Here is a 14,066-nt window from a genome sequence, read left to right as displayed (position 1 = left end):
TGAGAAAATTTCCCATAAGATGCCGTAAAACAGAGCAAACGTCTCACCTCAAAAGCAATATATTCCCACCTGAAATTACCCCCTCTTTTGTTTGAATCGGTTTGGCGAGGACTGCGTGTCTAAAGGCGTTGTTTTATCGGTAGCGGCCTCGGTGCTGTTTGCCGTGATGTATTACTTCACATCACTGCTCACGCCCTTGAGTGGCCTGGAGATTTTCGGTTGGCGCATGTTGCTGACCGTGCCGTGCATGACGGTGTTCATGGTGGTCAGCGGTGAGTGGCGCCACGTGTGGGAGTTGCTGCGTTTGCTTGCGGGCAAACCACAGCTGATCGGTGGGATTGTGCTGTCGTCGGTGCTGCTGGGGGTGCAGCTGTGGCTGTTTATGTGGGCACCGCTCAATGGCCGCAGCCTGGATGTCTCCCTGGGCTACTTCTTGCTGCCACTGACCATGGTCCTCACCGGGCGCCTGGTGTATGGCGAAAAGCTCTCGCGGCTGCAACTGATCGCGGTGGTGTTGGCGGCGATTGGCGTGCTTAACGAGTTGTACCAGGTGGGCGGCTTCTCCTGGGCGACGCTGCTGGTGATCATCGGTTATCCGATCTACTTCGTGCTGCGCAAACGCTTGGCGACCGACCACTTGGGCGGCCTGTGGCTGGATATGGCGCTGATGCTGCCGGTGGCGCTGTGGTTTGTCCAAAGTGGCGAGCAGGGCTTCGCCGTGCTGGATGCACACAAAGGCTTGTATGGGTTGATCCCGATGCTCGGGCTGATCAGTGCTTCGGCGCTGGTGTGCTACATCATCGCCAGCCGGCTGTTGGCGTTCAGCCTGTTCGGCCTGCTCAGCTATGTGGAGCCGGTACTGTTGCTGGGGGTGGCGCTGCTACTGGGGGAAAGTATCGGGCCGGGTGAGTGGTTGACCTATATCCCGATCTGGCTGGCAGTGATGGTGTTGGTGTTTGAAGGGTTCAAGCACCTGATGCGGCAGCGTAGAGCCTGACCCAATAACTGTAGGAGCGAGCTTGCTCGCTCCTACAAAAAGCCCTGTCAGTCGGTGGTCAGTACGCCGCGACGAACCTGGTCACGTTCGATGGATTCGAACAGGGCCTTGAAGTTGCCTTCGCCAAAGCCGTCATCCCCTTTGCGCTGGATGAACTCGAAGAACACCGGGCCCATCAAGGTTTCCGAGAAGATCTGCAGCAGCAGGCGCTTGTCGCCGGCCACGGACGAGCCGTCCAGCAAAATACCCCGGGCCTGCAATTGGTCTACCGGTTCGCCGTGGTTTGGCAGGCGGCCTTCGAGCATTTCGTAGTAGGTGTCTGGCGGCGCGGTCATGAAGCGCATGCCGATCTTCTTCAACGCGTCCCAGGTCTTGACCAGGTCTTCAGTGAGGAAGGCTACGTGCTGGATGCCTTCGCCGTTGAACTGCATCAGGAACTCTTCGATCTGGCCTGCGCCCTTGGACGACTCTTCGTTCAACGGGATGCGGATCATGCCATCCGGGGCGCTCATGGCCTTGGAGGTCAGGCCGGTGTATTCACCCTTGATGTCGAAGTAGCGCGCTTCACGGAAGTTGAACAGCTTCTCGTAGAAGTTGGCCCAGTAGACCATGCGCCCGCGATAGACGTTGTGGGTCAGGTGGTCGATAACCTTCAGGCCTGCGCCCACCGGGTTGCGGTCCACACCGTCGATAAACACGAAGTCGATATCGTAGATCGAGCTGCCTTCGCCGAAACGGTCGATCAGGTACAGCGGCGCGCCGCCGATGCCCTTGATGGCCGGCAGGTTCAGTTCCATCGGGCCGGTTTCGATATGGATCGGCTGGGCGCCAAGTTCCAGGGCGCGGGTGTAAGCCTGTTGCGAGTCCTTGACGCGGAACGCCATGCCACACACCGACGGACCATGCTCGGCGGCAAAGTAGGAAGCGATGCTGTTGGGCTCGTTGTTGAGGATCAGGTTGATCGCGCCCTGGCGGTACAGGTGCACGTTTTTCGAGCGGTGGGTCGCAACCTTGGTGAAACCCATGATCTCGAAGATCGGTTCCAGGGTGCCCGGGGTCGGCGATGCGAATTCAATGAATTCAAAGCCCATCAGGCCCATTGGGTTTTCGTATAGATCTGCCATGATTTGGCGCCTCATCATCTTTTTAGAATTAAGTAAATTAATTGCCAGCAAGGATGAGGTAGGTAGGTGGCGCACAGGAAATGCCCCGCACGCTGCGGGCGAGGAAGTCACCGTAGATGAGTTGGAACCCGAGTAGCTTCATGGTTGGATCATTCTCTTACGGGCGTCTCTGACGGACGAGGCCTGCATGGAAACAGGCGCTTATTCTTGTATGCGTAAACCGATTCTACACAGCGTAAACAGCTTTGTCCGTATTCCTTATCAAATCCCTATGCCCTGGCGGGCGCAAGGGGTTTATTGCCCAGGTAGATGCCCAGCAGGATCAACGCCCCACCGAAGCACATCGCAGTGCTCAGTTGCTCGTCGAGCAGCAACGCGCCACACACCACGGCCGTCAGCGGGTTGAGGGCGATAAACACACCGGCGCGGGTCGCCCCGATACGCCGGATACCGTCGTAATAACCGATGTAGGCCAGGGCCGAACCCAATACGCCGAGGTAAAGCAGGCCCAACAGATGCGGCCAATGGATGGCATCCAGCGCTTGCACGGTCAATCGGCCAGTCACCAGGGTGGCGAGGCACAGCATCAAGGTGCCCAGCAGCACCGACCAGGTCACCGTCTGCAAGGGGCCAAGGCTATGGTTCAGCGTGCGTGAACCCAGGGAATACACGCCCCAACTCAGCACACAGCCAAAAATCAACAGGTCGCCGATCCACGCATCTGCCCTGCCCTGCAACAGCAATGGGTTGCGGCTGACAATCACACACGCGGCGCCCCCCAGGCACAGCGCGATGCCTAGCACTTGGCGGCGCCCCAACCGCTCCTTGAACCACCAGCATGACGCCAGGCCAATCACCGCCGGGTTGAGGGCCACAATCAAGGAGGCGCGCGAGGCATTGATAAAATGCAGGCCATAGAAGAAACATAGGTTGTAGAAGAAGATCCCGAAAAAGCCCAACAGCACCAACCGCACCATTTGCGCAGGCGCAGGGCACGCCAGGGGGATCCGGGCAAAGGCCATGAACAGCAGTAACGCCAGGCTGGCCAGGATAAAGCGCAGGCTGGCCGTCAGCAGCGGATCCAGATCCGCGGCGAGAAATCGGCCGGCAACAAAAGTGCCGCCCCAGATCATGGTGACGGCCGCGAGCTTGGCGTAGGTCAGACGGTCGCCAGCAAGCACAAAGGTTGAACTGAGCATAAGGATCCTGGGTATCTGGCAGGCTGATTGGCGTATTCTTTTCCTAATGCCAAGTCATCGTAAAATGAGCAAAACCTCATGACCCTCACACAATTGGAAATTTTCTCGCTGGTGGCACAACTGCAGGGTTTCACCAGCGCCGCCCATCGGTTGGGCATCAGCCAGTCGGCGGTGTCCCATGCCATCAAGTCTTTGGAGCAGGAACTGGGGGTGGAACTGTTCCGTCGCCAGCAGTCACGGGTCGAACTCAGCGATATCGGCCAGCAATTGCTGTTGAGGGCGCGGGCGATGCTGGGGCTGGCCAGTACCTTGCAACAGGAAGCAGCCGATGCTCGAGGCATGAAAAGCGGGACGCTGCGCATCGGCTCCTTCGGGCCAACCGCGTCCATTCACCTGCTGCCCAGGATCCTTGAACACTTTCGCCAGGCGCACCCGGGAATCGAGGTGCATGTGGATGAGGGCCCCGACCGTCAAGTGCTGCAATGGCTGGAAGAGCGACGCATCGACGTGGGTTTTGTGGTGTTGGAACAGGAGCGCCTGGACACCTTTGCGCTGTTCGAAGACCAGATGGTCGCCCTGCTGCCCGTAGGGCATGCCCTCGCCCACCAGGCCAGCGTGAAGCTCAAGGACTTGTGTCACGACCCGTTTGTCCTGACCGAGGCCGGCTCTTCAGAGTTGGTAGAGCGCTTATTCCACAGTGCCCGGCTCAAACCCAACGTGCGCTACCGCTGTTCGCAGCTGCTCAGCACCCTGGACACCGTCAGCCGGGGCGCGGGCGTGAGCGTAGTGGCCCAGGCCTCGCTGCCACAGGACGATCAGCCACGCTACGTGCAGCGGCCATTAGCGCCCAGGGTGGCGCGGCAAATCGGCTTGGCGGTGCTGGACCGGCGCCAGTCGTCTCCGGCAACCCTGGCATTTATCCAGATGGCGCAGAGCGTGACCGCTGATTTTTTGTCAGGGCGGTGACTCATCCAAGCAGTGACGCAATAGACCAGACAGCCTTTCACCGTCAAAATGTGTTGCAAGGTTTGGCAAAGCTACCCACACGCACAGCGAGTCAAGTGGCTAGATCAACGTGCGGCAGATGCTAATTTCCAGAGGCCAACTATCCTCCAGATATCCGACGTATTGCCTGTAGCCGTTACCAGGCGTCTCCCTCATTCCGCTACAGGCTGCATACATGCCACTTACCCTCAAAGGCCCGCGCAAACGCGCTGCCCGTTACTCGATCTCCGTACTGTGCGGCCTGCTGCCGATTCTGCTGGGTGTGCTCATCCTGTATGTGCAGGCACAACGCACCCTGGAGCAAAGCACCGAGCAGACAGCCATTGAGGCCGTGCGTCAATTCGACCTGATGCTCGATAACACCGCCCTCGCCGCCCAGGAACTGCTGCCACTGGCCGGCAAGGACTGTGACAACGCAGCGCAACTGGCGCTGCGCGAGCAAGTCACGCGGCGCCCGTTCGTGCGCGCAACCACGTTGTCCTGGCAAAAAACTATTTATTGCACCTCGTTGTTTGGCGGCGACCGTGTCTCGGCGGTCAACCCCGACGACTACGTCAATGGCCGCCTGTGGCTGATGAATGGCAACCCGGTCACGCCCAATACCGCGCTGCTGGTGTACCGCCTGGTGGAAGGTGACAAGGCGGCGTTTGCCTCGATTGACGGCTATCACCTGACTAATGCCCTGCGCCTGATCAGCCGTTACGCCGACCTCGTGTTGCAGGTGGGGCCCAATTGGTTGGGCAGCGACGGCCAAGTCCGCACCAGCGCGCCGCCGGTCTTTGCCGTGGCCCATCACCAACTCGGTTCCCAGCGTTATGCCTACAGCGTGGAAGCCGGGATGCCCGAAGGTGAAGTGTGGCGTTACATGGAGGCGCGCTACCCGGCATTGTTCAGCCTGGTGGTGTTTTTCGGGGTGCTGGCAGGCGCGCTCGCGCACTGGCTGCAAAAGCGCTCTTCGGCCCCCACCCATGAACTGCAGCGGGCGCTGGGCGCCAATGAATTCGTGCCGTACTACCAACCAGTGGTTCACGGCGACAGCCTGCAATGGGCCGGCTGTGAAGTGCTGATGCGCTGGCAGCATCCAAAGGAAGGCCTGGTACGCCCGGACCTGTTTATCCCCCTGGCCGAGCACTCCGGGCTGATCGTGCCCATGACCCGCGCGCTGATGCGCCAGGTTGCCACACAACTGGCGCCCCATGCCGACCGACTGGGCGAGAACTTCCACGTGGGCATCAATATCACCGCCCGGCATTGCCAGGACCTGGAGTTGGTGCAGGATTGCCGGGAGTTCCTCGCAGCCTTCAAGCCGGGCCAGGTCCTGCTGACCCTGGAGCTGACCGAGCGCGAACTGATCGAACCCACCGACGTCACCCGCCAGTTGTTCCAGGCCTTGCACGAACTGGGGGTGATGATTGCCATTGATGACTTCGGCACTGGGCACTCCAGCCTCGGTTACTTGCGCAACTTCAATGTTGACTACTTGAAGATTGATCAAAGCTTCGTGGCGATGATCGGAGCCGATGCTTTATCGCGGCATATACTCGACAGCATCATCGAGTTATCGGGCAAGCTTGACTTGGGCATCGTCGCCGAAGGCGTGGAAACCCAAGAGCAGTGCGATTATCTGGCGGCACAAGGCGTGGACTTTTTGCAGGGTTACCTGTTTGGCCGCCCAGTGCCGTTTGACGCATTCATTCAATCTTTGCGTGGCGCTTGAATATCGATCTAGCATCATTGTGAAATATTGTTATTTATACAAAAGACATGATTTACTCGTGACTCATTAACTACTACAATTTTTCCTGCCTGCGCTGAATTGGCAGGAGAGCCACATTTACCGAGTCATGCTGAGGCTCTTGGCTTATAGCTTTGTTTACAGTTGGTATCAGCCAAATACACTATTGGAGTAAAGATTTTGTCCAGACTCGCCGAATTTCGCGCAGCAGAAAAAGCCCTTCAAGAACAGCTCGCCCAGCTGGAATCCCTGAAGAACGACGCTGGCTTGAAGAAAGAAATCGAATTTGAAGAAAAGCTTCAAGGGCTGATGAAAACCTACGGCAAGAGCCTGCGCGACATCATTTCCATCCTTGATCCAAACCCGGGCAAATCGGGGATTCAGGTGGCCGCAGCCCCTAAAACCCGTCGCGCACGTGTAGTCAAGGTGTATCACAACCCACACACTGGCGAACTGATTGAAACCAAGGGCGGCAACCACCGCGGCTTGAAGGCCTGGAAAGAACAGTACGGCGCAGCCACTGTAGATTCCTGGTTGCGCGGCTAATACCGACGCACTAATAAAAGCCCCGCAGATGCGGGGCTTTTTTTGTGCGCTGCGATTTTCACGACCTGCCGCTTTCGCAAGTGAACTTCTAAATACATTCCACTTCGTACACATTCAGCGACCCGTGGCTCTACGCTACGGCCCCATAGTTATGTGTTTTTTCTCACGCAACCATGTCAGCCATCTAGCCATCGCCGATCAAAGTTTCAGGCTTGCACGCACCGCGCTGACTTCGTCTTTGCTCGACTCATAAGCCTGCGCTTGTCCAGCGTATGAAAAAACATAGGCCTTATTCGTATCAATAGCGCCCACCAGTGTTTGCGAGAGCACATGCCGACCGTTCTCGGTAATCACGCAGGTAGTTTCCAGCGCTTCAAGATGACTTAAGGTGGTCGCGTGCATCTTGTTGCAGACACTTTGATAACCACTGCGGGCAAAGTCCTTCTGGATGGACTTGCGCATCTCCAGCAATACACCTTGCAGATTGACCACATGCCCTGGCTCGATCGGCGTGCCCGTCAGCTCCATGACCATCAGCGTCTCGCCATTTTCATCGTTCTTTATCGCGCGCTGACGGGAAACCGTTGACGGCTTGGCCGGCGTATCGGCATCCGCGACAACCTCCTCCACCTGCCAGCCGCTGGGCCAATGAATTTCGGGCTCGGCCGCCAATACAGAGGTACAACCGAAGATCAGGCAAAAGGTGGTCAACAATGGTTTGCTCAATCGGCTCATTGCAAAAAACACTCGAAGTTCAAGCCGCAAAGTTTGAGCCTGAGCATGGGCCGCTCGCAAGGCCCGCGTGAGTTTTTCATTTGGCGCGGCCGGCGCAGCTTGCGTATCATGGTTTCGCTGCACAGATCTGCCGCAAGCCAAAGGGCCGCTCAATCCACGAGCTGCGCCTGCCCCATTTTTTCTGGAGGGCCCATGAGCCTGCACGAATTGAACACCTTCCCGGGCGTCACCGCCCAACCCGACACCGCCACTTCGAACTTCGTGTTCAACCACACCATGCTGCGGGTCAAGGACATCACCAAGTCGCTGGACTTCTATACCCGCGTCCTGGGTTTCTCCCTGGTTGAGAAACGCGACTTCCCGGAAGCCGAATTCAGCCTGTACTTCCTCGCCCTGGTCGACAAGGCGCAAATCCCGGCCGATGCCGCCGCGCGCACCCAGTGGATGAAGTCTATCCCAGGCATCCTGGAACTGACCCACAACCACGGCACCGAAAACGATGCCGATTTCTCCTACCACAATGGCAACACCGACCCACGTGGCTTTGGCCATATCTGCATTTCGGTGCCGGATATCGTTGCGGCCTGTGAGCGGTTTGAAGCGTTGGGCTGTGATTTCCAGAAACGCCTGACCGATGGCCGCATGAAAAGCCTGGCGTTTATCAAGGACCCGGATGCTTACTGGGTCGAGATCATCCAGCCAGCACCGCTGTAAACGGGCGCATACCCTGTAGGAGCAGGCTTGCCGGCGATTGCATCTCAGGCCAACCAGCTCCCACAAAAGCAACACCCAAAAAAAACCCATGATCGCTCATGGGTTTTTTAGTTTCAGGCCTTACGCTCGGATCAGGTGATCAAAAGCACTCAGGGAAGCCTTGGCGCCCTCACCCACGGCAATCACGATCTGCTTGTACGGCACGGTCGTTACGTCACCGGCGGCAAATACGCCTGGCAGTGAAGTCTCGCCACGGGCATCGACAATGATCTCACCACGGGGCGACAGCTCCACGGTGCCCTTGAGCCAATCGGTGTTGGGCAGCAAACCGATCTGCACAAAGATGCCTTCCAGGTCGATGGTCTTGAACTCGCCGGTATCGCGATCCTTGTAGGCCAGGCCGGTGACTTTCTGGCCATCACCCTTGACCTCACTGGTCAACGCACTGGTGATCACGTCAACGTTCGGCAGGCTGTAGAGCTTGCGCTGCAACACGGCGTCGGCGCGCAACTTGCTGTCGAACTCGAGCAAGGTCACGTGGCTGACAATACCGGCCAAGTCGATGGCCGCTTCAACGCCAGAGTTACCGCCGCCAATCACCGCCACACGCTTGCCCTTGAACAGCGGACCATCGCAGTGCGGGCAGAAGCACACGCCCTTGGCCTTGTATTCCTGCTCGCCCGGCACACCCATTTCGCGCCAGCGCGCACCGGTCGCCAGGATCACGGTCTTGGACTTGAGAGTCGCGCCACTTTCAAAGCGAATTTCGTGCAGTTCGCCGGGATTTTTCGCCGGGATCAAGCTGCTGGCACGCTGCAGGTTCATGATATCCACGTCGTACTGACGCACGTGGGCTTCCAGGGCGCTGGCCAGTTTCGGGCCTTCGGTTTCCTGCACCGAGATAAAGTTCTCGATGGACATGGTGTCCAGCACCTGCCCACCAAAACGCTCGGCGGCTACACCGGTACGGATGCCTTTACGCGCAGCGTAGATGGCCGCCGCTGAACCGGCTGGGCCACCACCAACGACCAACACATCAAAAGCGTCTTTGGCGCTGATTTTCTCGGCTGCTTTTTCGATACCGCTGGTGTCGAGCTTAGCGAGGATTTCTTCCAGGCCCATGCGACCCTGGCCGAAGTTCACACCGTTAAGGTAGACGCTAGGGACCGCCATGACCTGACGCTCGTCGACTTCAGCCTGGAACAACGCGCCGTCGATGGCAACGTGGCGGATGTTCGGGTTGAGTACGGCCATCAGGTTCAGCGCCTGGACCACGTCCGGGCAGTTCTGGCAGGACAGCGAGAAGTAAGTCTCGAAGTTGAACTCACCTTTAAGGCTACGAATCTGCTCAATCACTTCGACACTGGCCTTCGAAGGGTGGCCACCGACTTGCAACAGGGCCAGCACCAACGAAGTGAATTCATGGCCCATGGGGATGCCGGCAAAACGCAGGCTGATATCGGCACCCGGGCGGTTGATGGAGAACGATGGCTTGCGCCCGTCATTACCATCGGTGTTCAGGGTAATCAGCGTAGTGAGGCTGGTTACGTCCTGCAAAAGGGCAAGCATTTCCTGGGATTTCGCACCGTCGTCGAGGGAGGCGACGATCTCGATCGGCTGGGTGACCCGTTCCAGGTATGACTTCAACTGAGCTTTAAGATTGGCGTCCAACATACGGGCGATTTCCTATTAATTCGGTTTATTGCGGACAAAAAAACGCCCGAGCGAATCTCGCCCGGGCGTTTTGAGGGCGGATGCAGCTTACTTAGGTGCGGTAACCCGCCCTTGATACATCACAGACTTAGATCTTGCCGACCAGGTCCAGGGACGGAGCCAGGGTGGCCTCGCCTTCTTTCCACTTGGCTGGGCACACTTCGCCTGGGTGGGCAGCGACGTACTGGGCAGCCTTGATTTTGCGCAACAGCTCGGAAGCGTCACGGCCAACACCGCCGTCGTTCAGTTCAACGATCTTGATCTGGCCTTCCGGGTTGATCACGAAAGTGCCGCGGTCTGCCAGGCCAGCTTCTTCGATCAGCACGTCGAAGTTGCGGGAGATGGTCAGGGTCGGGTCGCCGATCATGGTGTACTGGATCTTGCCGATGGCTGGCGAGGTGTTATGCCAGGCAGCGTGGGCAAAGTGGGTGTCGGTGGAAACGCTGTAGATCTCGACGCCCAGTTTCTGGAATTCGGCGTAGTTGTCAGCCAGGTCTTCCAGTTCGGTTGGGCAGACGAAAGTGAAGTCGGCTGGGTAGAAGAACACGACAGACCACTTGCCTTTCAGGTCAGCGTCCGACACGTCTACGAAGTTGCCGTTTTTGTAAGCGGTCGCTTTGAACGGTTTTACTTGGCTGTTGATGATAGGCATCGTTGACTCTCCGTCAGGGGTTAGTAAGTTGATGGGTGAATCCTACCCAGTCTCATTGCCGATGGCTCATTGGCAAACCTGATGCTGCCGATTGGTTTTGGCTATCAACCAACTGTATTAATAGAAGAAATCTTAAAGCAGCGGATCGCGGGCCAACGTCATGCCAAGAAAGGGCGTCGCTTCAACATAGCGCATGGCTGACTTCATGTCCTTCCAGCCGACATACGTCATCAACGACTTCAAATCCCAGCCGCTGCGATGGGCCCAGGTGGCAAAGCCACGGCGCAGGGAGTGGCTGGTGTACTGCTCGGCGGCAATGCCTGCTCGCTCAAGGGCCTGGCGCAGCAATGGGATCACGCTATTGGCATGCAACCCCTCCTCGCCCAGGTTGCCCCAGCGATCGATCCCGCGAAACACTGGACCGCGCACCAGGGCCGAGGCGCTCAGCCATTCGCTATAGGCCTGCACCGGGCACAGGCGCAGCAGCGCCGGGGCTTGATAGGTCTTACCGAGGTTTTCGCGATCACTCTTGCTGCGTGGCAAGTACAAGGTGATGCCCGCGCCCGGCACCGCCTGCACGTGTTCGATCTGCAGCCGACACAACTCATCACTGCGAAAGCCGCGCCAAAAGCCCAGCAGGATCAATGCCCCATCGCGCTTGGCGCGCAGCCAGCGCGGTCGGTCGTTCTCTGCCCGCGCCTGCTCAGCTTCACCCGCCAGGTAACTGACCACCTGCTCCAGATGCTGGAGCTGCAAGGGTTCGGCCTGTTTTTCCTGGGCGGGATGCAAAGCGCGGATGCCCTTGAGCACTTTGCGCACCACCGGCGCCTTAGTGGGGTCTGCAAAGCCCTGGCTGGTGTGCCATTGCGCCAGCGCCGAAAGCCGCAGCTTCAACGTGTTGACCGCGAGCACCCCGGCATGGGCCACCAGGTATCGCGCCACACTGTCGCTGGTGGCCGGCAGGAAGCCGTCCCAACTCACTTCAAAGTGTTCGATGGCAGCGCGATAGCTGCGACGGGTGTTATCGCGGGTGGCGGCGTTCAGGTAACGATCTAGATCACTCATACCGCTATCGCCGGCAAGCCGGCTCCTACAAGGGTTGGTGTACGGGTGCTGGGCTCGGATGGGGGCCGGCAACCGCTGACAAGGGATAATACGCCAATATCCCATGTGTATAATCATGAATTCAAACGTATTTTAATTTGTGATATGGTATGTATCTACATAGTACATACCACAGTATCAAATCGACGGAGACCCCATGGCTCGCGGCGGCATCAATAAAGCAGTAGTTCAAACGGCACGCCTGGCAATCCTCGCCCGCGGCGAAAACCCCAGCATCGACGCCGTACGCATCGAGATGGGCAATACCGGCTCGAAAACCACCATCCACCGCTATTTGAAGGAGCTGGACGAGAGCGAAACCCGCCTCACCATCACCGAAGCGCCCATCGACGATGAGCTTGGTGAGCTGGTCGCACGCCTGGCCCAGCGCCTCAAAGAAAAAGCCCAGGAGCCCATCGACCTGGCGCTGGCGCAGTTCGAACAGCACAAAAGCGCCCTGCTCGCCCAGGTAGAAGCGCTTGAAGCGGCGCGCAGCCAACTCCAGCAGCAATTCGATATCCAGGCCGCCGCCCTCGCCGAAGAAAGCGCCGCCCTGCAAACCGCCAGCACCAGTTTGCAGACCGAGCAAACCCGTAACGCCGGGCTAAGCCAGGCGTGCAGCGATTACGAGCTGCGGATTTCGGATAAGGACGAACAGATTCGTTCGCTGGAAGAAAAACACCTGCACGCGCGCGATGCCCTTGAGCACTACCGCAACGCGATCAAAGACCAGCGCGAGCAGGAACAACGCCGCCACGAAGGCCAGTTGCAGCAGCTCCAGGCCGAGTTGCGCCAGGCACAGCAGAGCGCCATGGTGCGCCAGGATGAAATCACCCAATTGCATCGTGATAATGAGCGGCTATTGATCGAACACCGAGTCACGGCCAAGGAATTGACCGCCTTGCAGGAACAAAGCCGCAAAGATCAGGCCCAGCAGCTCAAGTTAAGCGAACAGGTGAGCATGATTGATAGCGAACGCACCCTGCTCCAGGAGCGTCTGCGGGTAGCCGTGCTGGACAGTCAGTCACGCCAGGAGGCACTTACCGAACAACAACACACTCACAAAACCCTGGAACTGGACCTGATCAAGGCCCAGGCCACCATCGAGGCGCTGCGCCTGGCCACCGTCGTTGCAACGGCGCCAGAGGCAGCAACCGAAAGCTGATCAGTCAGCCACTGGTGTGCGCATGGTGACGAATTCTTCCGCCGCCGTAGGATGCACGCCGATGGTCTCGTCGAAATGCTGCTTGGTCGCCCCCGCCTTGAGGGCGATCGCCAGGCCCTGGACGATCTCGCCCGCATCCGGCCCGACCATGTGGCAGCCCAGCACCTTGTCGGTGTCGGCGTCCACCACTAGCTTCATCAGCGTGCGCTCCTGGCATTCGGTCAGTGTCAACTTCATTGGCCGGAAGCGGCTTTCGAAGATCTGCACGTTATGCCCATCGGCCCGGGCTTGTTCTTCGCTCAGGCCCACGGTGCCGATATTCGGCAGGCTGAACACCGCCGTAGGAATCATCGCGTAGTCCACCGGGCGATATTGCTCAGGCTTGAACAGGCGACGCGCCACGGCCATGCCTTCGGCCAGTGCCACCGGGGTCAATTGCACGCGACCAATCACGTCACCAATGGCCAGGATCGAAGGCTCGGCAGACTGGTACAACTCGTCGACCTCGACAAAACCACGCTTGTCCAGTTTGACCCCTGTGTGCTCCAGGCCCAGATTATCCAGCATCGGGCGCCGACCAGTGGCGTAGAACACACAATCAGCCTCCAGCACACGACCGTCTTTCAAGGTGGCCTTGAGGCTGCCATCGGCCTGCTTGTCGATACGCGCGATATCGGCGTTGAATTGCAGGTCCAGGCCGCGTTTGGTCAGTTCTTCCTGCAAGTGCTTGCGCACCGCACCATCAAACCCTCGCAGGAACAGATCACCGCGATACAGCAGCGACGTCTGTGCGCCCAAGCCATGGAAAATCCCGGCGAACTCCACCGCGATGTAACCACCGCCTACTACCAGCACTCGCTTGGGCAGCTCTTTAAGGAAAAACGCTTCGTTGGAGCCAATGGCGTGCTCATGCCCTGGAATTTCGGGAATCTGCGGCCAGCCGCCGGTGGCGATCAGGATGTTTTTGGCAGTGAAACGCTGGCCGTTGATCTCGACCTCGTTGGGCCCGGTCAGGCGCGCATGGCCTTCGTGCAGGGTCACACCACTGTTGACCAGCAGGTTACGGTAGATGCCGTTGAGGCGATTGATTTCGCGATCCTTGTTGGCGATCAGTGTCGCCCAATCAAAGCTCGCCTCGCCCAGGGACCAGCCAAAGCCGCTGGCCTGTTCGAAGTCTTCGGCATAGTGCGCACCGTAGACCAGCAGCTTTTTCGGCACGCAGCCTACGTTGACGCAAGTCCCGCCCAGGTAGCGGCTTTCCGCCACGGCCACCTTTGCGCCAAACCCGGCGGCAAACCGCGCCGCTCGCACACCGCCGGAACCGGCGCCAATTACATACAGATCAAAATCGTAGGCCATTTCACTCTCCTCGGCAGG

13 protein-coding genes are annotated in these 14,066 nt (G+C 58.5%); 6 read left to right on the top strand and 7 right to left on the bottom strand.

The genetic code is table 11. The features are described from left to right. Nucleotides 1-115: 115 nt before the first annotated feature. On the top strand, nt 116-997 hold the full coding sequence (gene rarD / locus GDV60_RS12360; RefSeq protein ID WP_029294674.1) for an EamA family transporter RarD: 882 nt from the start codon (nt 116-118) through the stop codon (nt 995-997). 47 nt (nt 998-1,044) lie between these two features. Here the strand turns inward: rarD and hppD are convergent, their stop codons facing one another. Both hppD and GDV60_RS12350 read right to left on the bottom strand, forming a co-directional pair. After that, nucleotides 1,045-2,121, bottom strand: coding sequence for a 4-hydroxyphenylpyruvate dioxygenase (gene hppD, locus GDV60_RS12355; RefSeq protein WP_029294672.1), 1,077 nt, complete (start codon nt 2,119-2,121; stop codon nt 1,045-1,047). 269 nt (nt 2,122-2,390) lie between these two features. Then, nucleotides 2,391-3,320: a DMT family transporter gene (locus GDV60_RS12350; protein WP_159907383.1), complete on the bottom strand. Its 930-nt coding sequence runs from the start codon at nt 3,318-3,320 to the stop codon at nt 2,391-2,393. A 78-nt stretch (nt 3,321-3,398) separates the two neighbouring features. On the opposite strand from GDV60_RS12350, the gene GDV60_RS12345 reads away from it, so the two are divergent. The 3 genes from GDV60_RS12345 to GDV60_RS12335 all read left to right on the top strand — a co-directional run bounded on the left by GDV60_RS12345 (nt 3,399) and on the right by GDV60_RS12335 (nt 6,606). After that, entirely contained in the window at nt 3,399-4,286 is an 888-nt protein-coding gene (locus GDV60_RS12345; RefSeq protein WP_159907381.1) for a LysR family transcriptional regulator, read from the top strand. A gap of 214 nt (nt 4,287-4,500) precedes the next feature. Continuing rightward, complete coding sequence (locus GDV60_RS12340; protein WP_159907379.1) at nt 4,501-6,042, top strand: EAL domain-containing protein; 1,542 nt, start codon at nt 4,501-4,503, stop codon at nt 6,040-6,042. Between the two features lie 198 nt (nt 6,043-6,240). After that, nucleotides 6,241-6,606, top strand: a complete 366-nt coding sequence (locus GDV60_RS12335; RefSeq protein ID WP_029294664.1) for a histone-like nucleoid-structuring protein, MvaT/MvaU family — start codon at nt 6,241-6,243, stop codon at nt 6,604-6,606. A gap of 198 nt (nt 6,607-6,804) precedes the next feature. On the opposite strand, the gene GDV60_RS12330 is transcribed toward GDV60_RS12335, so the two are convergent. Further along, on the bottom strand, nt 6,805-7,341 hold the full coding sequence (locus GDV60_RS12330) for a DUF4946 domain-containing protein (protein WP_070996288.1): 537 nt from the start codon (nt 7,339-7,341) through the stop codon (nt 6,805-6,807). 192 nt (nt 7,342-7,533) lie between these two features. Here GDV60_RS12330 and gloA point away from each other — a divergent pair, with 192 nt between their 5' ends. Continuing rightward, complete coding sequence (gene gloA, locus GDV60_RS12325) at nt 7,534-8,055, top strand: lactoylglutathione lyase (protein ID WP_092236355.1); 522 nt, start codon at nt 7,534-7,536, stop codon at nt 8,053-8,055. Nucleotides 8,056-8,175: 120 nt separating this feature from the next. Here the strand turns inward: gloA and ahpF are convergent, their stop codons facing one another. The 3 genes from ahpF to GDV60_RS12310 form a co-directional block, all read right to left on the bottom strand. Further along, entirely contained in the window at nt 8,176-9,729 is a 1,554-nt protein-coding gene (gene ahpF, locus GDV60_RS12320) for an alkyl hydroperoxide reductase subunit F (protein ID WP_070996290.1), read from the bottom strand. 127 nt (nt 9,730-9,856) lie between these two features. After that, the gene (gene ahpC / locus GDV60_RS12315; RefSeq protein WP_010210361.1) at nt 9,857-10,420 is read right to left on the bottom strand and encodes an alkyl hydroperoxide reductase subunit C; all 564 of its coding nucleotides are present in this window, start codon (nt 10,418-10,420) and stop codon (nt 9,857-9,859) included. 132 nt (nt 10,421-10,552) lie between these two features. Continuing rightward, nucleotides 10,553-11,485 (bottom strand): site-specific integrase, encoded by a 933-nt coding sequence (locus tag GDV60_RS12310; protein ID WP_159907377.1) that lies wholly within the window; start codon nt 11,483-11,485, stop codon nt 10,553-10,555. A gap of 196 nt (nt 11,486-11,681) precedes the next feature. On the opposite strand from GDV60_RS12310, the gene GDV60_RS12305 reads away from it, so the two are divergent. Next, nucleotides 11,682-12,689 (top strand): DNA-binding protein, encoded by a 1,008-nt coding sequence (locus tag GDV60_RS12305; protein ID WP_159907375.1) that lies wholly within the window; start codon nt 11,682-11,684, stop codon nt 12,687-12,689. Here GDV60_RS12305 and gorA read toward each other — a convergent pair whose 3' ends face one another. After that, nucleotides 12,690-14,048 (bottom strand): glutathione-disulfide reductase, encoded by a 1,359-nt coding sequence (gorA, locus tag GDV60_RS12300; protein WP_159907373.1) that lies wholly within the window; start codon nt 14,046-14,048, stop codon nt 12,690-12,692. It lies immediately after the preceding gene. Nucleotides 14,049-14,066 lie beyond the last annotated feature (18 nt).

It is taken from the genome of Pseudomonas sp. DTU12.1, assembly GCF_009873475.1.
Taxonomy (GTDB): Bacteria; Pseudomonadota; Gammaproteobacteria; order Pseudomonadales; family Pseudomonadaceae; genus Aquipseudomonas; species Aquipseudomonas proteolytica.
This window is presented reverse-complemented; position numbering and strand designations above follow the sequence as displayed.